The organism is Hymenobacter endophyticus, assembly GCF_032464715.1.
In the GTDB taxonomy this organism is placed as follows: Bacteria; Bacteroidota; Bacteroidia; order Cytophagales; family Hymenobacteraceae; genus Hymenobacter; species Hymenobacter endophyticus.
On sequence record NZ_JAWDJT010000009.1, the window covers coordinates 133,012 to 155,645 of the forward strand.

The window sequence follows — 22,634 nt, forward strand, 5'->3', positions numbered from 1 at the left end:
CGGCATGACTTCTCCTTTCCTGAATGCTTGGCGGCCAGCGGCGGCCGTAGCCGGCGCAGCTCTTGCGCTGGCCAGTTGCCAGTCGGCCTCCCGCCAGCCCGCCGATGTGCTGGTGTACAATGCCACCGTTTACACCGTCGATTCGGCGTTTAGCACGGCCCAGGCTTTTGCGGTGAAGGATGGCAAATTTGTGGCCGTAGGCACGGCCGAGGAAATCAAGGCCAAGTATCAGGCGGAGAAAGAAATAGATGCTCAGGGGCAGTTTGTGTATCCTGGTTTTTACGATGCGCACTGCCACTTTTACCGCTACGCCCTGGGCCTGCGCGACGCCGATTTGGTGGGTACCGGCTCGTGGCGGGAGGTGGTGCAGAAGCTGCAGCAGCAACGGCAGCAGTACCCCCAAGCCACCTGGCTTACGGGCCGCGGCTGGGACCAGAACGATTGGCCCGGCAAGCAATTCCCCACCAAAGACACCCTGGACGCACTGTTCCCGAACACGCCCGTTTTCATTATCCGGGTAGATGGGCACGCGGCTCTCGTAAATCAAAAGGCACTAGACTTGGCCGGCGTTACGTCCCGCACGCCTATCAGCGGGGGCACCATCACCAAAGATGCCCAAGGCCGTCTCACCGGCCTTCTGGTAGATAATGCCGTGAAGCTGGTGGCAGGCAAGATACCGGACCCGACGGCGGCCGAGGCCGAAGCAACATTGCTGGAAGCTCAGAAACGCTGCGTGGCTGTGGGCCTTACCAGTATGGCCGATGCGGGCCTCGATAAAGCCAACGTTGACCGCCTCGATGCCTTGCAGCAGGCCGGCAAGTTGAAAGTGCGCCTGTATGCCATGCTGGCTCCTACCCAGGAAAACAAAGACTTTTATTTGAAGAAGGGCCCCGTGTTTAAAGACCGCCTCACGGTGGCCTCCTTTAAGGTGTACGCCGATGGAGCATTGGGCTCCCGCGGTGCCTGCCTGGTAGCGCCCTACGCTGACCGGCCCCAAGAAACCGGCTTCCTGCTGTCTACCGAACAGGAGTTTCGGGCGTTGGCCAAGCAGCTAGCGGCCAGCAAGTTTCAGATGAATACTCACGCCATCGGCGACTCGGCCAACCGCATCATTCTGGATATTTATGGGCAGGCGCTGCAAGGCCAGACAGACCGGCGTTGGCGCATTGAGCACGCCCAGGTTATCACACCTGCCGACATGCCCAAGTTCGGGCAGTTCGGCATCGTGCCTTCCGTGCAGCCCACCCACGCCACTTCCGATATGTATTGGGCCGGGGAGCGGCTGGGTACGCAGCGCCTCAAAACCGCCTATGCCTACGAGCAACTCCGCAAACAGTACGGGCAAGTAGCCCTAGGCTCCGACTTCCCGGTGGAGGATATTAACCCGCTCTACGGCTTTCATTCGGCCGTAGCCCGGCAGGATGCCAAGAACTACCCGGCCGGGGGTTTCCAGATGGAAAATGCCCTGAGCCGCGAAGACGCGCTCCGGGGCATGACCACCTGGGCCGCCCACGCCGCCTTCGAGGACAAGCAGAAAGGCAGCATCCGCCCCGGCATGGCCGCCGACTTCGTGCTGCTGCCCATTGACTTGCTGAAAGCGCCCAAAGAAACCCTCCGTACTGCCCAGGTGCAGCAAACCTGGATAGCCGGGGAGCAGGTATTTGCCCGTTAGTAGGTAAACGTTACTTGATTTCTGAAACTCAAAGTAACTACTGACAGATAGCAGAAGGGCCCGCCACATTGCTATGGCGGGCCCTTCTGCTATCTGTCAGTCGTGGTACTTACTGCACCACGACGCGCCGGCGCACCTGACCAGCGTTGGCGTATTCTACCCGCACCTGGTATACACCAGCTGCCAAGTGGGTTAGCGGAAGTTTAACTTGAGTACCAGGTTGATTCAGCGTGAGAATTGGCCGGCCTAGGGCATCCAGCACCTGCACCCGTTGCGGTTTGCTGGCAGCGTCCAGTTCCAAATGCAGCATATCGTGCGCGGGAACCGGCCAGGCCGCCGTACGACTCTCCGCCACCGACGGCTGCATCCGCAGCACATTCGCATCCAGGATGCGCACCAGCCCAACCGCGCCAGTTGCTCCCGTACCCGTCAGGGCCGTACCGGCTACCATAATGGCCCCATCTGGTTGTACCAGAAACTGCCGAACAGTGCCTCCTATACCCGTAATGAAGCTGGTATCGAAGCTGCCGTTGGGCAGCAGCCGCTCTACTCCCTTTGCCTGAGCTACCAACAGTCGCCCATTTGGCTGAAGGGCTATGGCTGCAATAGTGCCGGCGTATTGGGAAGTAGATGTTCTGGGGTAATTGAAGTCCGGGTCAATTGTGCCGTTAGGTAAGTATCGACGCAGAAAAGCGTTACCAGGTCCGTTTTGAAACATTCCACCCGCATAAATTCTACCCAGCGCATCCAGCGCCAACGTGTTCAGCTCCGATGTAAATGTACTTTCAAGGGTGTTGAAACCGGCATCCACGAAACCATCAGGGCGGAGCCGGGTGAGCATAAACGCTCGGCGGTAAGATGGCCCGTTGCCCCCCATCAACACGTGCCCGTCGGGCTGCACTAGTATGGTTCTTGGGGAGGTATCCGGGGTTGGAAGCGTAAACTGGAAGCTGGGGTCATACTGACCAGTGCTTCCGCTCAGACGTACAACATATTGATCGGCTTGGCCGGCTCCACGCAGATTGAACAAGCCTGCTACCAGTACCTTGCCGTCAGGCTGTATCAGCAGCTTGCTAACTCCGCCTACTGCTCTAACTGGCGGGGCATAAGGAGCGAAAGATGCATCAAGGACACCGGAAGGCTCAAGGCGTCCGACGTACGCTCGGGGTGAGCCAGCCAGCGTGGTAAAACTCCCCCCAACTAATAGGCGACCATCGGGCTGTAAGGCTAGTGAGCTGACGGGCCCATTGGTCTGGCAGGCCGCCGTAAAAGCTGCATCAAGGGTGCCACTAGCTTCCAGACGGGCTAATCCGGATGCGGGCGCACCATTAATAGCCGTAAAATTCCCTGCAATAATATATTTCCCATCGGCCTGCCGCACTATATCCTGAATAGTAGCTGGTACCGATATTCCGTTCTCAAGCAAAGTAGCCTGCACCGGTGAAAAAGTAGGGTCGATGCGGGACGTTTGGGCGCTGGCAGGCAGGTGCAGTAACAGTGCCGCGCCCAATGCCGCAGCATAGCGGGCAACCAGAGTATAGTGGACAAGCATATCCTTGAGGATGAGATAAAACAATCAATTTCTTCATCGAAATATACAGTTTTATCTCATTCTCAAGGATATGATTCCCACGCTTCTACATCCAGTTCGGGTCATCGGCCGAAGGGCCGTACATGGCGGGCAGCGGAATATCGAGCAAACGCAGGTATACCGACAGCTGGCCCCGATGATGAATACTGTGGTTAAGGCCCATAATGCGGATGGCCGCACCTTTGGAATGCTCCAGCAGGGTTTGCTCGCCTCGGTGCAGGCGGAAGCTAGCAGTCAGCTTCTCGTCGTCAGATTCCTGCAGGGCCTGGCGCAGGCTGGCGCTATACTGGTCGAACCGTTGCAACAGTTCCTCGGAGCTGGTGGGCGTGGGGCCGGGCTTGGGGCCGTTGGGGTCGAGAAAGTCGCGGGAGCTGTGCTGCACAAACAGTTGGTTGAAGGCCAGCAGATTTACCACGTGCGTAGCCAGCTGCCACAGCTTCATGCTTTTGGGGTGGGGCTGGAAGTCGGCTTGGTCGTAGGGGACACGCTCCAGCAGTTTGCGGGTGGTAGCCAACTCGTGGTCAAGCTCAGCCAGAATATTGTGTTGGAGGGAGGACGTGTGCATACAGGAACTGCGGTTGGGTAGGGAGAAAACAGCCACGAGCACCGGGGCGGCCGGTGCTCGTGGGCAAGTACTGCAATATAACTGGATTGGCGGCCTACTAGGATCGGCCGTTAGTTGCCGCTGAGTCCTTCGGCCAGCTTCGGGTCAGCCCCGTGCGCCTCGTCGCGCAGTTTCTTGCCGCGCAGCCGGAGCAGGAAAATCAGGCCCAGCACGAAAAACACGATGAGCGACAAAATACTGTTGCGCATGGACCCGGTAACCTGCGCAATAACGCCGAAAACCGCTGTTCCAATTACAATGCTCAGCTTTTCCGTTACATCGAAGAAGCTGAAAAAAGCGGCCGTATTGGGGGTATTCTCGGGGATGATCTTGGAGTAAGTGGAGCGCGACAGGCTTTGCACGGCACCCATGGTAAGGCCAATAACGGCGGCCAGCGCATAAAACGACCAGCCCGCCTGCACGAAATAGCCGCCAATACAAATCAGCATCCAGATAAACACGGCCCAGCTCAGAGCCCGGGTGTTGCCAATGCGCTCCGAGAGCTTCGAGAACAGGTAAGCGCCCAGAATACCCACAATCTGCAGCAGCAGAATGGTTAGGATGAGGGCAGAGCTTTCCAGCTTCAGTTCTTCGTCACCAAAGATAGTGGCCACGTACATCACCGTCTGCACGCCCATATTGTAGGTGAAATAAGCCAGCAGAAACCGCTTAAGGTTGGGCAGTTGCTTGAGCTGGTCCCATACCTTACCTAACTCCCGGAAGCCGTTGAGCAGCCAACCCGATTCGTCGCCAGCGCCGGCCGGGCGGCCAGGGTCGGCGGGCAGGGAGAAAAAGGAAACCTGGGCGAAACCCGCCCACCAGATGCCGGTGAGCAGAAAAGCCAGCCGGGTAGCAAAGCCTTCCTCTAGCCCAATTTTGTCGTGGCCCATAATCAGCCCCAGGCAAATCAGCAGCAGCAGCACCGACCCGATGTAGCCCATGGAAAACCCCCGCGCCGACAAGGAATCGTACTTCTCCTCACTGGAAATCAGCGGCAGATAGGAGTTATAAAACACGATGGAACCCGAAAACCCAATGGTGGCCAGCACGAATACGAAGGTGCTGAGCGTGAGCGTATCGGGGGTGAAGAAGAATAGCGCGGCGCAGGAAAGAGACCCGAGGTAGCAGAAAATCTGCATGAATAGCTTCTTGCGCCCCGAGAAATCGGCCAGAGATGTAAGAAACGGACTGATGAGAGCAATGAACAGGAAGGCAGCTGAAATAGCGTAGGTCAGCAGCGAGGAGCCCGGCACCTGAAACCCCAGGAAGTCAACCGGACTTTTCCCGCTGTCGGTTTTGGTAACTTCCTTTACCATCGCGCCCCAGTAGATGGGAAAGATGGAGCTGGTAATTACCAGCGGGTACACGGAGTTGGCCCAGTCATAGAACGTCCAGCCCCGGGTGATGCACTTGTCATCCTTGGGAACATGGTACAGGTCAGCGGCCGGGGCTGCTTGGGCGGCGGTAGCGTCGCGCATACAAGGAGGGGATTGAAGTAGGTTCGGGCAAGATAACGGGATTTAGCGGCTGGGGTTAGCGCGTTTCGCCGTCGGCTGGTTTTGGGCTATTCCAGGGCTTGCAAGGCGGCGGCTTGCTCGGGCGTATCCACATCAAGGGCACCTGCCGGAAAGACCACCGATGTTACCTGCGCCGCGTGCCGTTTCAGGAGCTGCCCGGCCCCACCGGCATCGGGCAGCTGGCGCAGCAGCGGCACCGCTGCTGCGGCAAACAGTACGGGTACGCCCTGGGTACCGGCGTAGGCTGAAGCTACGATGGGCAGAGTGGTTTGCTGCTGCGCTGCTTGCAGTTCCAACAGGAGCTGCGGGGTAACCAGCGGCTGGTCGCAGAGCATAACGAGGACGCCCGAGGGCGAAGGAAGCAACTGATCTAGTAGACGAAGGCCAGTTTTCAGGGATGCCCCCATGCCCCGCTCCCACTCCGGGCACCGCACTACCTGCAGCGGCAGCGCCCCCAGCTCCGGCAACAACTCCTCGTGCAAGGCGCCAGTTACCACTACTACGGGCGCACCCGCAGCAGCCTGCACAGCCGTTTCGGCGGCGCGGCGCAACAGGCTCTGCCCCCGGAACTGCACCAGCTGCTTAGGCCGCCCGAGGCGGGTGGAGGCCCCGGCAGCCAGCAGAAGGACGGCGTTGGGCATTTGATTGGTGGGTTACCGGACAGGTAACTATCTGGTGGTAAAACTTGAAGGCTGAAAAAGCAGTAGCGCGAACTTTGTAGTTCGCGCCCCAAAACGATAACTGCCCCAAAGAGACGGGCACGCGAACTACAAAGTTCGCGCTACTTTGCCCTTACTCGCCGATGGCACACGCCACATCTACGCGGCCCTCGAGCACCAAAGGCGCGGTGGCTTGCAGAGGCGGATGGATGGGATGCGGAGAGTCGCGCAGGAAACCGGCGGGGCGGCCAGTAAGTACCGCCTGAATTTCGGCTATGACGGACAGGGCTATTTCTTCGGGAGTTTCGCCGCCTAGGTTGAGGCCGATGGGACTGTGGATGCGTCCCCGCAATTGCTCGGCGGCATCTGGCGTTTCCTGGTGCAGGTCTTCCAGCAGCCGCTCGTACTTTTTGCGCGGACCCAGCAGCCCGATGTAGCGGCTGCTGGCATCGGGTAGCAGGTGGCGGAGCACTTCCAGGTCGTAGTAGTAGTTATGGGTCATCAGCAGGGCGAAGCTACCGTCGTAGGGCTCCTGGCGCACTTGGGCCAGGGACAGTATCCGCACCGCATCGGCCTCGGGAAAGCGGGTGAGCTGGGCCTGCGCCGGGCGGCCATCTACCACCTGTACCTTCCAACCGAGACCAGCCGCCAGGCGCACCACGGGCTGCACATCATTGCCAGCCCCGTAAACGGTGAGTCGCACCGGGGGCCTGAGGATTTCCAGGCTTACCCGCACGCTGCCGCCGTTGGTAGGAATGTGGTGGGTGGCTGGCTGACGGACCGCCAGAGCCTCCCGCGCCGCCTGCAATACGCTGGGGTAGATATCCGCCGAAGCAGGCAGGGTGCCGTGTACGGAAGCATCGGGCAACAACGCTAGGCGCTGGCCTACTTGCACCTCCGTTCCGGCGGCCGAAAGGCTGAACACCGTGGCAATAACCGCCGGCTGCGCCAGCCCTTCCGACCACCGCCGCAACAAATCCACCGGGTTGTCGGGGTTCTGAAAATCGAGGGGTTCCAGCAGAATCTGCACGATGCCCTGGCAGCCCAGCGCGGCCCCAAACTGCAGGTCGTCGTCGGGGTCGGTAGAGTCATAGGTAACCACGGTGGGGCGGCCCTGCTGGATTACCCGGCGGGCCCGCTGGCGGGCGTCGCCTTCCAGGCAGCCGCCGCTGATGGCTCCGGTCAGTTGGCCCTCATCCGTGACCAGCATGCGGGCCCCGGGGCGGCGGTAGGCTGAGCCGGCCACATCTACTACTGAGGCCAAGGCGCAAGCTCGGCCGGCGGCGCGGTGCTCATCATAGGCAGTCAGCAGACGTTGGAGTTCGGTCATAGTACAAAAGAATACGGCAGGAAAACGGCGGCGTTGGCCAAAACGGTCATTCCGGGCAAAGCGAAGAATCTGGAGTAGCTTCTGTGCAACCAAACCAGATTCCTCCCTTTGCTCAAAATGGTCGATGTGCTACGCCTGCATTACTTTCGTTTCCAGCACTTTGTCGGGGGTAATGGGCAGGCTGCGGATCCGTTTGCCGGTGGCGTGAAACACGGCATTGGCCACGGCAGCGGCCACGCCCACCATCGAAATTTCCCCGATGCCTTTCACGCCCATAGCGTTGATGTACGGGTCATGCTCCTCAATGAACTCCACCGTCATATCGGGAATGTCGGCGTTAACGGGAATATGGTAGTCGGCCAGGGAGGCGTTGGTGTAGCGGGCCATGTTCGGGTCGCGCACAGTTTGCTCCATCAGGGCCGAGCCGATGCCGAAAATGCTGCCCCCAATAATCTGGGAGCGGGCGGTTTTGGCGTTGAGGATGCGGCCGGCCCCGTGTACGCTCACCCAGCGCGTGACGCGCACGGTGCCTAGGTCGGGGTCAACCTTCACCTCGCAGAAATGAGCCCCAAAAGAGTGCATGGAGTGGTTCCCGGCCTCGTCCTTTTTGGTGGGGTCGGCGTTGGCGGCAGCCTGGGCATCTTCGTAGCCGCTGCCGTAGCGGCCCTGGCCGTTGCCCTCTACGTCCGGCGTTTCGGCCCGCTTCATCAGGTCGGCAAAGCCCTCCCCTTTCTGCGGATTCGATTTCAGCTGCAAACGGCCCTGCTTCACCTCTACATCGGCGGCCTTGGCCCGGTACAGTGGCGACTTTTTATCCAGCACCGCTACCTTAATCAGCTTCTGCCACAAGTCCTGCGCCGCCATGTAGATGGACGAGGACACCGTGCCCGCCGCCACCGAGCCGCCGGAGTTGGGGGCCGTGGGTAGCTTGGTGTCGCCCAGCTCGAAACGCACTTTCTCCGGGGCTATCCAGAGCGAGTCGGCGGCTACCTGCGTCATGACGGTGTAGGTGCCGGTGCCTAGGTCGGTGGCACCGGTTTGCACCAGGGCGTGGCCGTCGGCGTAAAGGCGCACCCGGGCAGTGCCCTGGTTGTTGTGTACCGGGTAGCTGGCCGTGGCCATGCCATAGCCTACCAGCAAGCGGCCGTCGCGGGTTTGGCCGGCTTTGGGGTTGCGCTTGCTCCAGCCAAACAGCTCGGCCCCGCGCTGGTAACACTGCTTCAGGCTTTTGCTACTCCAGGCCTGGCCGGTGCTGGGGTCCTTCTCGGCGTAGTTGCGCAACCGGATTTCCAAGGGGTCAAGGCCCAGTTGATAAGCCAAATCATCCATGGAGCACTCCAGGGCAAACGAGCCCGGCGCTTCACCAGGGGCCCGCGTAAACGTGGAGGTCATCACGTTGGCCCGGGCCAGTTGGTAGGTCGCCTCGAAGTTGGGGCACTCGTAGAGAATGTTGATGATTTTGCTGTTGGGCTCGGCGTAGTTGTCCCAGGGCGAGGTGGTGGAGGTCTTCTCGTGAATCAGGGCCGTGAGCTTGCCATCCCGGGTTGCCCCAATTTTCAAGGTCTGGGTCTGGTCTTCGCGGTGGCCCATGCTGGTAAACATCTGGGGGCGCGTAAGAGCCAGTTTTACCGGACGGCCCACGGCGCGGGCCGCCTGCACCGTCAGGACGGTGTGGGGCCAGCTGGAGCCTTTGCAGCCGAAGCCACCGCCCAGGTATTTCGTCACCACCCGCACCTGCTCAGCCGATAGCCCCAGCATGGTGCTGAGGGACTTTTGGGTGCGCGTTACGCCTTGGGTCGACTCGTATACCGTGAGGCGGTCAGGGGCTTCCCAGTGGGCGGTAGTGGCCCCGGGCTCCATGGGGTTATGGTGGTTGATGGCGTGGTCGTACTTGTGGGTGAGCTGCACCGGCGCGGCGGCAAAGGCCTGCTGGGGGTTGCCGCGTACGGTACGGGCCTTGGTCTTGCCATCCTGCACTTTCTCCGGGTCGAATAGCTGCGCCTTCTTGTCCTCGTAGGAAGCAATGGGCGCTTCGGCCGCCACCTGAATTTTGAGCAAAGCTGCCGCGTGCTGCGCCCGTTCCAGGGTATCGGCCACCACCATAGCCACCGGCTGGCCGGCGTAGTGAATCACATCCGAGGTAAGCGGCATGAAGCCCATGGGTGCCCCGATGGCCTTTTTGCCCTCGGCATCATTGGGGGTTTTAGCCAGCTTGGGCAGATTCAGGTGGGTAAGTACGGCCAGCACGCCCGGCTGCTTGAGAGCCAGGCTGGCGTCGATGTTCTGAATACGGCCTTTGGCTACGTCGCTGGTGCGCAGCACGGCGTGGGACAAGCCCGGCAGGTTGTTGTACTCGGCGGCGTAGCGGGCCTGGCCCGTCACCTTGGCCCGACCGTCTACCCGGTCGAGCGGCTGACCCACCGACCCGGCTTTGGGGTTGGTTTCGAAGAAGCTTGGTTCTGTAAAATCCATGGTTCGAAGGAGGTCAGGGGTTAGGCTACTTTCAGCAGGGCCTGCACCAACGTGTTTTGAGCCAGCTCCACCTTGAAGCCGTTATGTTCGCGGGGCTGGGCTCCACGCAGCGCGGCAGCAGCGGCGGCCCGGAAGGTGGCCTCTGTGGCCGGCTGCCCTACCAGGGCTTTCTCCGCCTCCGGGCTGCGCCAGGGCTTGGTACCCACGCCGCCCAGCGCCACGCGGGCCGAGCGGATGGAACCGCCCTGCACATCCAGCCCCACAGCGGCCGAGGCCAGGGCGTAGGCGTAGCTGGCCCGTTCCCGTACCTTCAGGTAGGTGGAGCGGCGGGCGTGGTTGGTAGCCGGAATCAGCACCGACACAATCAGTTCGCCGGGCTCCAGCACGGTTTCCTTCTGGGGCGTAGTGCCGGGCAGCAGGTAGAAGTCGGTGATGGGTACGCGGCGCTGCTTGCCCTTAACGTTTTCCAGGGTCAGCACAGCATCCAAAGCGACCAGCGCCACCGATAAGTCGCCGGGGTAGGCGGTGGCAATGCAGGCTTCCGAGGTGCCCAGGATGGCTAGGTTGTGGTTGTCGCCCTGCAAAGCGGGGCAGCCTGACCCAGGCACGCGCTTGTTACAGGGAAAGGCCGCGTCGCGGAAGTAGCCGCAGCGGGTGCGCTGCAAGATGTTACCTCCGATGCTGGCCATGTTGCGCAGCTGGGGCGAAGCCGCCAGCAACAGCGACTCCGACACGGCCGGAAACTGCTCCTTCACCAGCGGGTTTTCGCCCACATCGCTCATGCGCTCCATGGCCCCGATGCGCAGTCCGTCTTTGGTCTGCTCGATGCCCTTGAACGGCAGCATATTGATGTCTACCAGCTGCGGGTGCTCCTCCAGATTGGCTTTCATCAAATCCAGCAGCGTGGTGCCGCCGGCAATGTAGGCCGCCGCCGGTTGGTCCTTGCGGATGCCGGTGGCCTCTTTGGCCGTACTGGCCTGGGTATAGCTAAAGTTGTTCATTCCTTCGGAAGGTGAAATGGTGAGATGGTGAATTGGTGAGTTCGATGTTCGGTAGGCGCGGTCCTGCGCAGCTTGCGCAAGCAGAACGACACTCACCAGTTCACCATCTCACCATTTCACCTCAGCCCCGCTGAGCTACTTCCCGCACGGCGGCCACAATGTTGGGGTAGGCGCCGCAGCGGCAGAGGTTGCCGCTCATCCACTCCCGGCACTGCGCATCTGTGGTGGCGTGGCCTTCCTGCACGCAGGCGACTCCGCTCATAATCTGGCCGGGGGTGCAGTAGCCGCACTGGAAACCGTCGTGTTTGATAAAGGCCTCCTGCATGGGGTGCAGGGCGTCGCCTTTGGCCAAACCCTCAATGGTGGTAATTTGCTTGCCCTGCTGCATGACGGCCAGCGTAAGGCAGCTATTGATGCGCTTGCCGTCTACCAGTACCGTGCAGGCCCCGCACTGCCCATGGTCGCAGCCTTTCTTGGTGCCGGTCAGGTCCAGGTACTCACGCAGAGCATCCAGCAGCGTCACGCGGGGCTCGGCCTGAATGGTGCGGGCGGCCCCGTTGATGTTCAACTGCAGGGAGGTTACACCTTCCACAGTTTTGGAATACGCGGCCAGCCGCTCAGCCTGCGTTACAATGGGCGGGGCCAGTGCCAGGCCCAGAATACCGCCCGCCTGCTTCATAAAGGAGCGGCGGGTGCCGTCCTCGGGGCGGAGTGCGGGCTGCTGCCCATCCAAGGGCTCAGGAGAAGATGCTGTTGACATGACGGGGAGTTGAAGTAAAAACCTGCGCCACCTATCCTTCTCTACTCCAGACAATTAGTTACGGATCGACCAACGGGTTTGGGCGAAACACACCATCCTGGCATAGCAGCTGACAGCAGCGTATATGCCCGGTGTACGGTGGCCTGCCAGCATTGTTGAGGTAGGTACACGCTTTTGCCCGGCCTACCTCTATATAGCTATGTTTGGTGAGGCTGCAGCTGGTTTCTGACTCCTGGCTAGCGCGTAATACACTGCTAGGAAGAGGAAGCCAACTGAGCCTTCAACCGAATAAACTAACAAACATTAGTTTGCGGTAGTTTTCTTCCTACATTCGTACCCGCTAACCGGCTACTTCAGCTGTTCTTGAGCAACCCGAATTTCTTCTTTTGCCATGTTGACCACCCGCAAAACCAACCGTCGGCAGCTTATCCTCGATGAAGCTGCCAAGCTGTTCAAGCAGAAGGGTTTTGGGGGTACTTCCATGCGCGACCTGGCCCGGGAGGTAGGCATGGAAGCGGCCAGCATGTACAACCACATCAAGAGCAAGGACGAAATCCTGGACCTGATCTGTACCCGCATTGCCCACACCTACATTTCCCAGCTAGCCGAAATTGAGCTGACCGACGCCAGCTATGCTGAGAAAGTGAAGGCTCTGATCCGGCTGCATATCCGGCTGATGATTGAGGATGGCGCGGCCGTATCGGTGGCCAACCACGACTGGAAGTATCTGCCTGAGCCCCAGCTTACCGCTTTCAAGGACGCCCGCAAAAACTACGAGAAGGGCTTTGCCGCCCTGATTGAGCAGGGCATTGCGGCCGGAGAGTTTCAGCCCGTGAATGTGTCGGTGGCGTTGTTCACCATTCTCTCGGCGGTGCGCTGGGTGGAGCTGTGGTACCGCCCCGGCCGCGAGCTGTCGGCCGAGGAACTCGAAGACCACATCATCACCATGCTGCTCACCGGCCTGGCTAAATGAGTTATTAGTTGCTGGTTGTTAGTTGTCAGTTCGTGCTGACCCCGCCCTAACAACCAGCAACTAACAACAGACAACTAGAATTACATGAGTCGTTTTCATACCGTAAAAGTCAAGAGCATTACCCGCGAAACGCCGGACTGCGTGAGCGTGGCCCTGGATGTGCCCGCTGAGCTGCGGGAGGCCTTCCGGTTCACGCAGGGGCAATATCTCACGTTTCGCCGCCACATTGGCGGGGAGGAAGTGCGCCGCTCTTACTCCATCTGCAGCAGCCCGCTAGATAATGAGTGGCGCGTGGCCATCAAGCAGGTACCCGAGGGGCGGTTTTCCACCCACGCCGTGCAGCAGCTGCGCGTAGGCGAAGAGCTGGAGGTGATGCCACCGATGGGCCATTTCACCACCGAGCTGCACCCTGGCAACCAGAAGTTGTACGTGGCATTTGCGGCCGGCTCGGGCATTACGCCAGTGATGTCCATCGTGAAAACGATTCTGCTCACGGAGCCCGGCAGTCAGGTGTACCTCGTGTACGGCAACCGGGGCCGCAACTCCATCATCTTCAAGGAGCAGATTGAGGCCCTGAAAAACCGGTTTGTGGAGCGCCTGAGCGTATACCACATCCTGAGCCGGGAGCATGGGGAAGCTGATTTGTTCTTCGGCCGCATCGACAAGCAAAAAGCCCAGCAGTTCTTCACCAAAATCATCCCGCCCCAGGAGATTGACGAAGCCTTTATCTGCGGGCCGGAAGAAATGATTCTGGGCGTGAAGGAAGCCCTGACGGAAGCCGGGGTGGCTCCCGAGAAGATCCACTTCGAAATGTTTACCTCCGCCGAAGGTGCCAAACGCCAAGCCGAGCGGCAGGCCCAGCGCCCCAGTGGCCCTGACGACAAGCAGAGCGTGGTAACGGTGCAGCTCGAAGGCACCAAATACCCGCTGCCCATGTCGTACTACGGCGACACCATTCTGGATGCCCTGCTGGAGCGCGGCGTGGATGCCCCCTACTCCTGCAAAAACGGCATGTGCAGCACCTGCCGCTGCCGCATCACGGAGGGCACCGTGGAAATGGACGTAAATTACTCCCTCTCCGAAAAGGAAATAGCCAAGGGCTATGTGCTCAGCTGCCAGGCCCGCCCCACCTCAGAAAAGGTAAGCGTGGACTTCGACCAGTAAACTGCCAATGATATGGCTATTGGGAAGCTTTGGACGGCCAAGAAAACTCGACATGGGGCTCATAGTGAGCGGTTCATATTCATGGCCGGCCGGCTGATTATGAAACGGTGGTATCTGAATGGCCGCTGTATAAACAGCCGAATGTTCCATGCAAACGAAGGTTTAGCGCAGTTTACTTCTGAAATCAGAGAGCTGAATTCTGCTTCGTATAAGAGCTTTGAGTAGCCTCCCTAAATATTTTCCTACATTTAACTAACGATTGTTAGTTACTCTTTGTTGAAGAAGCATGGAAACGCTAGAACTCACCCAGGAAGAACAGTTTCAGGCCCGCATTGATGAGGATATCCGCATCGAGCCCAAGGATTGGATGCCCGAAGCCTACCGCAAAACCCTGATCCGGCAGATTTCCCAGCACGCACACTCCGAGCTGGTGGGGATGCTGCCGGAAGGCAACTGGATTACCCGCGCCCCTTCGCTGAAGCGCAAGTCCATTCTGCTCTCTAAGGTGCAGGATGAAGCCGGCCACGGCCTCTACCTCTACTCCGCCGCCGAAACCCTGGGAGCTTCCCGCGACCAAATGCTGGCCGACCTGCACTCGGGCAAAGCCAAGTACAGCAGCATATTCAACTACCCTACCCTCAGCTGGGCCGATATGGGCACCATCGGCTGGCTGGTAGATGGCGCCGCCATTCTGAACCAGGTGCCGCTGTGCCGCACCAGCTATGGCCCTTACGCCCGCGCCATGGTGCGCGTGTGCAAGGAGGAAAGCTTCCACCAGCGCCAGGGCTTCGAGATTATGCAGACGCTATGCGAGGGCGCGCCCGTGCAGAAAGCCATGGCCCAGGAAGCCCTCAACCGCTGGTGGTGGCCCACGCTGATGATGTTCGGCCCCAAAGACGCCGACTCGCCCAACACCGAGCAGAGTATGAAGTGGCGCATCAAGCGCTTCACCAACGATGAACTGCGCCAGAAATTCGTGGATATGATGGTGCCCCAGGCCGAGTTTCTGGGCCTCACGGTGCCCGACGAAAAGCTCAAGTGGAACGAGGCCAAACAGGGCTACGACTTCGGCGACGTGGACTGGGCTGAGTTCTGGGACGTGGTGAAGGGCAACGGCCCCTGCTCCCGGGAGCGGGTGCAGGCCCGCTCCGACGCCTGGGACCAGGGTGCCTGGGTGCGGGAAGCTGCCCTGGCCCACGCCGAAAAGCGCAAGCAGCGCGCCGAAGTGGCGGCATAATGTAGAGACGCATACTTGCGTCTCCCGCTGAACAACCAGAGTTGTCCGGCTGTCCGCGCAGCTTCAAAACACTATCAGCAACGATTGAGACGCAAGTATGCGTCTCTACAACCGCTACAAAATGTCTCAGAAAGAATGGCCGCTGTGGGAAGTATTTATCCGCAGCAAGCAGGGCCTCGACCACAAGCACGTAGGCTCCTTGCACGCCGCTGATGCCGAAATGGCTATCCAGAACGCCCGCGACGTGTACACGCGCCGCCTGGAGGGTGTGAGCATCTGGGTGGTGGAGAGCAAACACGTGCACGCCTCCAACCCCGATGACGCGGCGGCTTTCTATGAGCCCGCCAACGACAAAATCTACCGCCACCCCACGTTCTACACGGTGCCGGATTCCATCAAGCACATGTAACCGCCGGGCCACCATGCAAGATACCCACACCATTGTAGTGCCCGACGTAACGCCCGAGCTGCGCCAGCAGCTGTTCGAGTACGTATTGCAACTGGCCGATACCAGCCTCATTCTGGCCCACCGCCTGAGCGAGTGGTGCGGGCACGGCCCCGTGCTGGAGCAGGATCTGGCTCTGGCCAACATCTCCCTTGACTTGTTGGGGGAGGCGCGCAGCTATTACCAGTACGCCGCCGAGCTGGAAGGCCAGGGTCGTACCGAAGACGACTTGGCCTACTTGCGCACGGCAGTGGAGTACCGCAACGTGCTTCTGGCCGAGCAGCCCAACGGCGACTTCGCCCACACCATTGTGCGGCAGTTCATCTACGACGCGTTCCATTACTACCTGTTGCAGCAGCTGCAAGTCGGCCCCGACCGGCAGCTGGCCGCCATTGCCGAGAAATCGGTGAAGGAAGCCGCCTACCACATCAAGTGGAGTTCGGAGTGGGTGATTCGGCTGGGCGACGGGACCGAGGAAAGCCGCCGCCGCGTGGAGGCCGCTATTCAGGCGCTCTGGCGCTATTCGGGCGAGCTGACCACGCCCTCCCCCACCGAGCAGGTGTTGCAGGCCGCCGGTTTCGGGCCCGATTACGCGGCTGTTCAGGCGCAGGTAGACCAGCACGTGACGCGGGTGTTTGCCGAGGCCACGCTGCCGGTGCTCCAGGGCGTGTTCATGCAGAAAGGCGGCAAAGCCGGCCGCCACTCCGAGCACCTGGGCTACCTATTGGCGGAGCTGCAATACCTGCAACGCACGTATCCCGGTCTGCAATGGTGAGTCTTTAAGCTGTTAGCTACTGGCTATTAGCTGTTGGCTTTTTTCTCAGACCAGCCAACAGCCTGCTGCATTTGTAAAAGATATGAACGAGCTAACAGCCAACAGCCAACAGCTAACAGCCAGAATATGGCAGCTGCTGGAAGAGGTATCTGACCCCGAGGTGCCGGTGCTCAGCATCCTGGATCTGGGCATTGTGCGCGGGGTGGAGCTGCGCGGCGACGAGGTGCACGTGACCATCACGCCCACCTACTCCGGCTGCCCGGCCATGAACACCATTGCCACCGAAATCCGGCTGCGGCTGCTGGCCGAAGGCATTACCAAACTGCACATCCACAACCAGCTCAGCCCCGCCTGGACCACCGACTGGATGAGCCAGGCCGGCCGCCAGAAGCTGGAAGATTACGGCATTGCCCCGCCCGTGGATGGCACCGCCACCGGCCACATGCTCAACCTGTTCGGGGCCGATACCGCCGTGCGCTGCCCGCTCTGCAAATCCACCCACACCCACCTGGTCAGCCAGTTCGGTTCCACCGCCTGCAAAGCCCACTACCAGTGCGACGACTGCCTGGAGCCGTTCGACTACTTCAAGTGCCACGCGTGATCTGACGGCGGCCTCACCCCCTAGCCCCCTCTCCTGCAGAGAGGGGGAACTAACCTCTAGTCTTTTAACTCTAGAATCCGCATTTCTCACTTTCGCAAAAACTAGTTTTTAGAAACTAAAAACTAGTTCCCCCTCTCTGCAGGAGAGGGGGCTAGGGGGTGAGGCAATTGTGAAGCTCCTTCCCACATGACCGACTCTCTCCATTTCTCCCTTGATGGCGGCGTAGCCACCATCCGCTTCAACCGGCCGCAGGTATTCAACAGCGTGAATAAGGACGTGGCGCTGGCTTTGCAGCAACATTTGCGCGAGTGCCAGCAGAACGCTGAAGTGCGCGCCGTGCTCCTTACCGGCACCGGCAAAGCCTTCTGCGCCGGCCAGGACCTGGCGGAAATTACCGGCCCCAACGCCCCCGAGGTGGCCGACATCGTGGAGAAGCACTACAACCCCATCGTGGAGCTGATTCGGGCGCTGGATAAGCCGGTGGTGGCAGCCGTGAACGGCGTGGCGGCCGGTGCAGGTGCCAACCTGGCCCTGGCCTGTGATGTGGTAGTGGCGAAGGAGTCGGCCTCGTTTATTCAGGCGTTCAGCAAAATCGGGCTGATTCCGGATAGCGCCGGAACGTACTTTCTGCCCCGGCTTATTGGGATGCAGCGCGCCTCGGCCCTGATGATGACCGGCGACAAAGTATCGGCCACCGAAGCCGTGCAGATGGGCATGATCTACAAAGCCTTTGCCGACGACGTGTTTGACGCCGAAGTAGAAAAGCTGGTGCGCAAGCTGTCCGCCATGCCCACCAAGGGCCTGGCCTACACCAAGCAGCTGCTCAACCAGAGCTTCGGCAACGACCTCACCCGCCAGCTGCGCGCCGAGGGCGACTACCAGCTCCGCGCCGGCAGCACCTCGGATTATAAGGAGGGCGTTTCCGCCTTCCTGGAAAAGCGCCAACCCACGTTCACGGGTCAGTAGAAGTGAGTAGAGACGCAATATTTTGCGTCTCGTCGTTGCTGATGTTGTTAGACACCTCACGCTGTGCCGTTTAACGACGAGACGCAAAATATTGCATCTCTACACCGTTCATCTAAGCACTAGGCACCACGCACTAAGCACTAAACACAATGACCATCGGAATTATTGGCAGCGGAGCTATGGGCGCGGGTATCGCGCAGGTGGTAGCCCAGGCTGGCCACGCCGTATTCCTGCTCGACCAGAACACGGCCGCCCTGGACCGGGCCGTGGCTGGCATCCGCAGCGGCCTGCAGAAGCTGGCGGAGAAAGGCAAGCTCACCCCGGAAGCGGCCGAAGCGGCCGCGGCCCGCGTGCAGACTACCACCGAGCTCGGCCAGTTTGCCGACTGCGGGCTGGTGCTGGAAGCCATTGTGGAGGATTTGGGCGTGAAGCAGCAGCTGTTTCGGGAAGTAGAGCTGGTGGTTTCGGCCGACTGCGTGCTGGCGTCCAACACGTCGTCGTTGTCCATTGCCAGCATTGCGGCTGCCTGCCAGCGGCCCGAGCGGTTTATCGGCATCCACTTCTTCAACCCCGCCCCGCTGATGCAGCTGGTGGAGGTGATTCCAGCGGTGCAGACGCGCGCCGGACTGGCCGAGGAAATCCGCCAATTGGTGCAGAGCTGGGGCAAGCTGCCGGTGCTGTGCAAAGACACGCCGGGCTTCATTGTGAACCGCATTGCCCGGCCCTTCTACGGCGAGGCCATCCGGCTGCTGGAAGAAGGCGTGGCCGACGCCGCCACCATCGACTGGGCCCTTACCGAGCTGGGCGGCTTCCGCATGGGGCCGTTTCAGTTGATGGATTTCATCGGGCACGACGTGAACTACCGGGTCACGGAATCGGTGTTTACTTCGTTCTTCTTCGACCCGCGCTACAAGCCCAGCTTCACCCAGAAGCGCCTGTTTGAGGCCGGCTACTACGGCCGCAAATCGGGCCGCGGCTTTTACGACTATCGGGACGGGGCCACCCTGCCCGAGCCCACCCGCGACGAGGCGCTGGGCCGCCGCATTGTGCAGCGCGTGCTGGCCATGCTCATCAACGAAGCCGCCGACGCCCTGCACCTGCGCGTAGCCTCGGCCCCCGACCTGGAGCTGGCCATGACCAAGGGCGTAAACTACCCCAAAGGCTTGCTGCAGTGGGCCGACGAGCTGGGCCCCGCCACCGTGCTGGCCACCCTCGACGCGCTGTACGAGGAATACCACGAAGACCGGTACCGCGCCAGCCCGCTGCTGCGCCGACTGGTGAAAGCCCATCAACCCTTCCTGCAGCATGAGCCAGCCGACGCCCGCTGAGCTGGTGGCCCGCGCCGAGGCCGTGAAAAACCGCATGCTGGAGCACGATGCCTTTAGCCACTGGCTGGGGCTGGCAGTAACGGACATGGCCCCCGGCTACTGTCGCCTGCAGTTTCGGGTGCGCCCCGAAATGCTCAACGGCTTTGGCATTCTGCACGGGGGCGTGGCCTTTGCCGCCGCCGATTCAGCTTTTGCCTTCGCCTGCAACAGCCACGGCCGCCAAAGCGTGGCCCTGAGCGTCACCATCGACTACCTGGAGCCCGGCCGCCCCGATGACCTGATTACGGTGGAAGCCCGCGAGGAAAGCCTCCGCCACAAAGTGGGCGTGTACCACCTGCGCCTCACCAACCAGCACGGCACCCTCTTGGCCCTGTTCAAAGGCACCGCCTACCGCAGTAGTGCGGAGGTATTGTGAAAAACAGAACGTCATGCTGAGCCCCGCGAAGCATCTCTACCGCTTCGTTGAAATTGCCATTGCAACGTCAGCACGCGAGATTGCTCGACAAGCTCGGAATGACGAACTCTTTAGTTTGCCCTACTCACCACCCAACATATGACCACTCTCGAAAACTACACCCTCGGCCGCTGGGCGGCGGGCTCCGGCGACCAGCAGGAACTCTATGACGCCTCCACCGGCGAAGTCATTGCGCTGGCTCACCCCGAGGGCTACGACTTTGCCTCCATCCTCGACTACGGCCGCCGCGTGGGCAACCCCGCGCTGCGCAAGCTCACCTTCCACGAGCGGGGGCGCATGCTCAAGGCCCTGGCCTTTTACCTGCAGGAGCGCAAGGAGCAGTTCTACGAGCTGAGCTACCGCAGCGGTGCCACCCGCGCCGACTCCTGGATCGACATTGAGGGCGGCATCGGCAACCTGTTTGCCAACGCCTCGCTGCGCCGCAAATTTCCCGATAAGCCGTTCTACGTGGAGGGCGAGCCGGTGGGCCTGAGCAAGGGCGGCACCTTCATGGCCCAGCACCTGCTGGTGCCCAAGGAGGGCGTGGCCGTGCATATCAACGCCTACAACTTCCCCATTTGGGGGATGCTGGAGAAAATTGCAGTGAACCTGCTGGCCGGCATGCCCGCCGTGGTGAAGCCCGCCGTGCCCACCGCCTACCTCACCGAGGCCGTGGTGCGCGAAATCATCAAATCCGGCATTCTGCCCGAGGGCGCGCTGCAGCTGGTAGTGGGCTCGGGCCAGGGTATTCTCGACCACGTGACCTACCAGGACGTGGTAACCTTCACCGGCTCGGCCGCCACCGGCCGCAAGCTGCGCGCCCACCCGCGCATCATTGAGGAGGCCGTGCCCTTCACCATGGAGGCCGACTCGCTGAACGCCGCCGTACTGGGCCTCGATGCCAAGCCGGGTACCCCGGAGTTCGACCTGTTTGTGAAGGAAGTACGCAAGGAAATGACGGCCAAATGCGGGCAGAAGTGCACCGCCATCCGCCGCATCATCGTGCCCGAAAACCTGCTGGAAGACGTGCAGATTGCCCTCGGCAAGGCCCTGAGCCAAACCACCGTGGGGCACCCGCTGGCCGAGGGCGTGCGCATGGGCGCGCTGGCCGGCCGTGAGCAGGCCGCCATTCTGCGCGACAAAGTGCGCCGCCTGGCCGAGCGCACCCCCATCGTGTACGGCGACCTGGACAACGTGAACATTCTGGGCCAGGAGCGCGGAGCCGATGCCGCCAAGGGCGCGTTCATCTCCCCCATCCTGCTGCTCAACGAGCGGCCCTTCGAGCACCTCGATTCGCACGAAGTGGAAGCCTTCGGGCCGGTGGCCACGCTGATGCCTTACAAGGACACTGCCGAAGCGGTGCGCCTGACCAATATGGGCCGCGGCTCACTGGTAACCAGCATTGCCACCAACAGCGCCGAGGTGGCGCAGGAGTTTGTGCTGGGCGCGGCTACCCACCACGGCCGCATCTTGGTGCTCAACGAGGAAATGGCTAAGGAAAGCACCGGCCACGGCTCCCCGTTGCCCCAGCTCATCCACGGCGGGCCCGGCCGCGCGGGCGGCGGGCAGGAAATGGGCGGCATCCGCGGAGTGGAGCACTTTATGCAGCGCGTGGCTTTGCAAGGCTCGCCCAGCATGATTACGGCCATTACCCAGGTGTACCAGCCCAAGGCCAAGCAAATTGAGAAGGACAAGCACCCCTTCCAACACTACTTCGAGGAGCTGGAAATCGGGCAGGCCTACGTGACGCACAAGCACACCGTCACGGAAGCCGACATTACCAACTTCGCGCAGGTTTCGGGCGACAATTTCTACGCTCACGTGGATGAAACCTCGCTGGAAGGCACGCTCTTCACCGGCCGCGTGGCCCACGGCTATTACATCCTGAGCAAGGCCGCCGGTATGTTCGTGGACCCGCGCAAGGGCCCGGTGCTGCTCAACTACGGCCTCGACGAGTGCCGCTTCACCAAGCCCGTGTACCCCGGCACCACCATCGGCGTCACGCTCACGGTGAAGGAGAAAATCGGCCAGGAGAAGCGCGACGAAACCGACGTGGCCAAGGGCATTGTGCGCTGGCTGGTGGAAGTAACCGACCAAACCGGCGAAACCGTAGCCGTAGCCACCATCCTCACAATGGTGAAAAAGCAAAACCAGGAGTAGATTTTCCACAGTGTTTTGCGGTGGAAGGCGCAGTGTTTCGCAGTGTGCTGACGCCGGTTCCCTGCGAAACACTGCGTGAACTTTCCTCTGCGAAACACTGCGTGAACTTTCCTTATGAACGATATTCTCACCGCCGGCAAGGTGGAAACTTCCACCGACGCCCAGGGCGTGGCCACCATCAGCTTCTTCCATCCCAGCCACAACTCTTTGCCCGGGGCGCTGCTCACGGAGCTGGCCGAAACCATCACCCGCGTGGGCCGGGAGGCCGCCACGAAGGTTATCATCCTGCGCAGTGAGGGCGAAAAGACCTTCTGCGCCGGAGCCTCTTTCGATGAGCTGATAGCCATTGAAGATGAGGCCCAGGGTCAAGTCTTCTTCTCCGGGTTTGCCAAGGTGATTAACGCCTGCTGCACCTGCCCCAAAATCATCATCGGGCGGGTGCAGGGCAAGGCCATCGGCGGCGGCGTGGGCGTGGCCGCCGCCACCGACTACTGCTTCGCTACGGCCCAGGCCGCGGTGAAGCTTAGTGAGTTGGTGGTGGGCATCGGGCCGTTTGTGGTGGGCCCGGTGGTAGAGCGCAAAATCGGGACGGCCGCCTACGGGCAGCTGGCCTTGGATGCGGGCGAGTTCCGCAGTGCCGCCTGGGCCCAGGAGAAAGGCCTGTACGCCACCGTGGTCGACTCCATTGAGGTCCTGGACGCGGCCGTGGCTGCCTTTGCCACCAAGTTGGCCGCCTACAACCCTGAAGCCCTCACCGACCTGAAACAGGTGCTGTGGGCCGGCACCGACCACTGGGATACGCTGCTCTCGGAGCGCGCCGCCATCAGTGGCCGCCTGGTGCTGTCGGATTTCACGCGCCAAGCCATCCGCAGGTTCAAGGCCGGCTAAGCAGCTGGAAGGACGTGAGAATTCGGCCTCGGATTTC

Annotated in this window: 20 protein-coding genes; 12 read left to right on the top strand and 8 right to left on the bottom strand. The window is 60.9% G+C overall.

Going from position 1 to position 22,634, the window contains the following annotated elements:
* Window positions 1-4: 4 nt before the first annotated feature.
* Window positions 5-1,672, top strand: a complete 1,668-nt coding sequence (locus tag ROI90_RS14235) for an amidohydrolase (RefSeq protein ID WP_315999023.1) — start codon at window positions 5-7, stop codon at window positions 1,670-1,672.
* Window positions 1,673-1,781: 109 nt separating this feature from the next.
* Here ROI90_RS14235 and ROI90_RS14240 read toward each other — a convergent pair whose 3' ends face one another.
* The 8 genes from ROI90_RS14240 to ROI90_RS14275 all read right to left on the bottom strand — a co-directional run bounded on the left by ROI90_RS14240 (window position 1,782) and on the right by ROI90_RS14275 (window position 11,606).
* Window positions 1,782-3,224, bottom strand: coding sequence for a T9SS type A sorting domain-containing protein (locus ROI90_RS14240; protein WP_315999024.1), 1,443 nt, complete (start codon window positions 3,222-3,224; stop codon window positions 1,782-1,784).
* Between the two features lie 85 nt (window positions 3,225-3,309).
* Window positions 3,310-3,828: a DinB family protein gene (locus ROI90_RS14245; RefSeq protein ID WP_315999025.1), complete on the bottom strand. Its 519-nt coding sequence runs from the start codon at window positions 3,826-3,828 to the stop codon at window positions 3,310-3,312.
* 110 nt (window positions 3,829-3,938) lie between these two features.
* Complete coding sequence (locus ROI90_RS14250; RefSeq protein WP_315999026.1) at window positions 3,939-5,345, bottom strand: MFS transporter; 1,407 nt, start codon at window positions 5,343-5,345, stop codon at window positions 3,939-3,941.
* 86 nt (window positions 5,346-5,431) lie between these two features.
* Entirely contained in the window at window positions 5,432-6,025 is a 594-nt protein-coding gene (locus ROI90_RS14255) for a nucleotidyltransferase family protein (protein ID WP_315999027.1), read from the bottom strand.
* A 151-nt stretch (window positions 6,026-6,176) separates the two neighbouring features.
* Window positions 6,177-7,373: an XdhC family protein gene (locus tag ROI90_RS14260; RefSeq protein ID WP_315999028.1), complete on the bottom strand. Its 1,197-nt coding sequence runs from the start codon at window positions 7,371-7,373 to the stop codon at window positions 6,177-6,179.
* 129 nt (window positions 7,374-7,502) lie between these two features.
* Entirely contained in the window at window positions 7,503-9,845 is a 2,343-nt protein-coding gene (locus ROI90_RS14265) for a xanthine dehydrogenase family protein molybdopterin-binding subunit (protein WP_315999029.1), read from the bottom strand.
* A gap of 20 nt (window positions 9,846-9,865) precedes the next feature.
* On the bottom strand, window positions 9,866-10,846 hold the full coding sequence (locus ROI90_RS14270) for an FAD binding domain-containing protein (RefSeq protein WP_315999030.1): 981 nt from the start codon (window positions 10,844-10,846) through the stop codon (window positions 9,866-9,868).
* Window positions 10,847-10,967: 121 nt separating this feature from the next.
* Window positions 10,968-11,606 carry a (2Fe-2S)-binding protein gene (locus tag ROI90_RS14275; RefSeq protein ID WP_315999031.1) on the bottom strand — a complete coding sequence of 213 codons (639 nt, stop codon included), beginning with the start codon at window positions 11,604-11,606 and terminating at the stop codon, window positions 10,968-10,970.
* Window positions 11,607-11,997: 391 nt separating this feature from the next.
* Here ROI90_RS14275 and ROI90_RS14280 point away from each other — a divergent pair, with 391 nt between their 5' ends.
* The 11 genes from ROI90_RS14280 (at window position 11,998) to ROI90_RS14330 (ending at window position 22,597) form a co-directional block, all read left to right on the top strand.
* Window positions 11,998-12,579 carry a TetR/AcrR family transcriptional regulator gene (locus ROI90_RS14280; protein WP_315999032.1) on the top strand — a complete coding sequence of 194 codons (582 nt, stop codon included), beginning with the start codon at window positions 11,998-12,000 and terminating at the stop codon, window positions 12,577-12,579.
* An 84-nt stretch (window positions 12,580-12,663) separates the two neighbouring features.
* Window positions 12,664-13,743 carry a 1,2-phenylacetyl-CoA epoxidase subunit PaaE gene (paaE, locus tag ROI90_RS14285; protein WP_315999033.1) on the top strand — a complete coding sequence of 360 codons (1,080 nt, stop codon included), beginning with the start codon at window positions 12,664-12,666 and terminating at the stop codon, window positions 13,741-13,743.
* Window positions 13,744-14,029: 286 nt separating this feature from the next.
* Window positions 14,030-14,980 carry a 1,2-phenylacetyl-CoA epoxidase subunit PaaA gene (gene paaA / locus ROI90_RS14290; RefSeq protein ID WP_315999034.1) on the top strand — a complete coding sequence of 317 codons (951 nt, stop codon included), beginning with the start codon at window positions 14,030-14,032 and terminating at the stop codon, window positions 14,978-14,980.
* A gap of 121 nt (window positions 14,981-15,101) precedes the next feature.
* Complete coding sequence (gene paaB, locus ROI90_RS14295) at window positions 15,102-15,389, top strand: 1,2-phenylacetyl-CoA epoxidase subunit PaaB (RefSeq protein WP_126692595.1); 288 nt, start codon at window positions 15,102-15,104, stop codon at window positions 15,387-15,389.
* 13 nt (window positions 15,390-15,402) lie between these two features.
* The gene (gene paaC, locus ROI90_RS14300) at window positions 15,403-16,200 is read left to right on the top strand and encodes a 1,2-phenylacetyl-CoA epoxidase subunit PaaC (protein ID WP_315999035.1); all 798 of its coding nucleotides are present in this window, start codon (window positions 15,403-15,405) and stop codon (window positions 16,198-16,200) included.
* Window positions 16,201-16,282: 82 nt separating this feature from the next.
* Entirely contained in the window at window positions 16,283-16,801 is a 519-nt protein-coding gene (gene paaD / locus ROI90_RS14305) for a 1,2-phenylacetyl-CoA epoxidase subunit PaaD (protein WP_315999036.1), read from the top strand.
* Window positions 16,802-16,987: 186 nt separating this feature from the next.
* Window positions 16,988-17,767 carry an enoyl-CoA hydratase-related protein gene (locus tag ROI90_RS14310; RefSeq protein ID WP_315999037.1) on the top strand — a complete coding sequence of 260 codons (780 nt, stop codon included), beginning with the start codon at window positions 16,988-16,990 and terminating at the stop codon, window positions 17,765-17,767.
* Window positions 17,768-17,916: 149 nt separating this feature from the next.
* Complete coding sequence (locus tag ROI90_RS14315) at window positions 17,917-19,095, top strand: 3-hydroxyacyl-CoA dehydrogenase NAD-binding domain-containing protein (RefSeq protein WP_315999038.1); 1,179 nt, start codon at window positions 17,917-17,919, stop codon at window positions 19,093-19,095.
* On the top strand, window positions 19,073-19,510 hold the full coding sequence (gene paaI, locus ROI90_RS14320; protein WP_315999039.1) for a hydroxyphenylacetyl-CoA thioesterase PaaI: 438 nt from the start codon (window positions 19,073-19,075) through the stop codon (window positions 19,508-19,510). The genes ROI90_RS14315 and paaI overlap by 23 nt, the downstream gene beginning before the upstream one ends.
* 138 nt (window positions 19,511-19,648) lie before the next feature.
* Window positions 19,649-21,709, top strand: a complete 2,061-nt coding sequence (gene paaZ, locus ROI90_RS14325) for a phenylacetic acid degradation bifunctional protein PaaZ (RefSeq protein ID WP_315999040.1) — start codon at window positions 19,649-19,651, stop codon at window positions 21,707-21,709.
* A gap of 114 nt (window positions 21,710-21,823) precedes the next feature.
* A complete protein-coding gene (locus tag ROI90_RS14330) occupies window positions 21,824-22,597 on the top strand; it encodes an enoyl-CoA hydratase/isomerase family protein (protein WP_315999041.1) in 774 nt (257 codons plus the stop codon).
* Window positions 22,598-22,634 lie beyond the last annotated feature (37 nt).

What these genes read in the sequence shown, in the direction of transcription:
- ROI90_RS14280 (WP_315999032.1), top strand. Translation starts at nt 11,998, where the DNA reads ATGTTGACCACCCGCAAAACCAACCGTCGGCAGCTTATCCTCGATGAA.
- ROI90_RS14270 (WP_315999030.1), bottom strand. Translation starts at nt 10,846, where the DNA reads ATGAACAACTTTAGCTATACCCAGGCCAGTACGGCCAAAGAGGCCACC.
- ROI90_RS14260 (WP_315999028.1), bottom strand. Translation starts at nt 7,373, where the DNA reads ATGACCGAACTCCAACGTCTGCTGACTGCCTATGATGAGCACCGCGCC.
- paaC (WP_315999035.1), top strand. Translation starts at nt 15,403, where the DNA reads ATGCAAGATACCCACACCATTGTAGTGCCCGACGTAACGCCCGAGCTG.
- ROI90_RS14235 (WP_315999023.1), top strand. Translation starts at nt 5, where the DNA reads ATGACTTCTCCTTTCCTGAATGCTTGGCGGCCAGCGGCGGCCGTAGCC.
- paaA (WP_315999034.1), top strand. Translation starts at nt 14,030, where the DNA reads ATGGAAACGCTAGAACTCACCCAGGAAGAACAGTTTCAGGCCCGCATT.
- ROI90_RS14330 (WP_315999041.1), top strand. Translation starts at nt 21,824, where the DNA reads ATGAACGATATTCTCACCGCCGGCAAGGTGGAAACTTCCACCGACGCC.
- ROI90_RS14315 (WP_315999038.1), top strand. Translation starts at nt 17,917, where the DNA reads ATGACCATCGGAATTATTGGCAGCGGAGCTATGGGCGCGGGTATCGCG.
- paaD (WP_315999036.1), top strand. Translation starts at nt 16,283, where the DNA reads ATGAACGAGCTAACAGCCAACAGCCAACAGCTAACAGCCAGAATATGG.
- ROI90_RS14240 (WP_315999024.1), bottom strand. Translation starts at nt 3,224, where the DNA reads ATGCTTGTCCACTATACTCTGGTTGCCCGCTATGCTGCGGCATTGGGC.
- ROI90_RS14245 (WP_315999025.1), bottom strand. Translation starts at nt 3,828, where the DNA reads ATGCACACGTCCTCCCTCCAACACAATATTCTGGCTGAGCTTGACCAC.
- ROI90_RS14255 (WP_315999027.1), bottom strand. Translation starts at nt 6,025, where the DNA reads ATGCCCAACGCCGTCCTTCTGCTGGCTGCCGGGGCCTCCACCCGCCTC.
- paaI (WP_315999039.1), top strand. Translation starts at nt 19,073, where the DNA reads ATGAGCCAGCCGACGCCCGCTGAGCTGGTGGCCCGCGCCGAGGCCGTG.
- ROI90_RS14250 (WP_315999026.1), bottom strand. Translation starts at nt 5,345, where the DNA reads ATGCGCGACGCTACCGCCGCCCAAGCAGCCCCGGCCGCTGACCTGTAC.
- ROI90_RS14310 (WP_315999037.1), top strand. Translation starts at nt 16,988, where the DNA reads ATGACCGACTCTCTCCATTTCTCCCTTGATGGCGGCGTAGCCACCATC.
- ROI90_RS14275 (WP_315999031.1), bottom strand. Translation starts at nt 11,606, where the DNA reads ATGTCAACAGCATCTTCTCCTGAGCCCTTGGATGGGCAGCAGCCCGCA.
- paaZ (WP_315999040.1), top strand. Translation starts at nt 19,649, where the DNA reads ATGACCACTCTCGAAAACTACACCCTCGGCCGCTGGGCGGCGGGCTCC.
- paaE (WP_315999033.1), top strand. Translation starts at nt 12,664, where the DNA reads ATGAGTCGTTTTCATACCGTAAAAGTCAAGAGCATTACCCGCGAAACG.
- ROI90_RS14265 (WP_315999029.1), bottom strand. Translation starts at nt 9,845, where the DNA reads ATGGATTTTACAGAACCAAGCTTCTTCGAAACCAACCCCAAAGCCGGG.
- paaB (WP_126692595.1), top strand. Translation starts at nt 15,102, where the DNA reads ATGTCTCAGAAAGAATGGCCGCTGTGGGAAGTATTTATCCGCAGCAAG.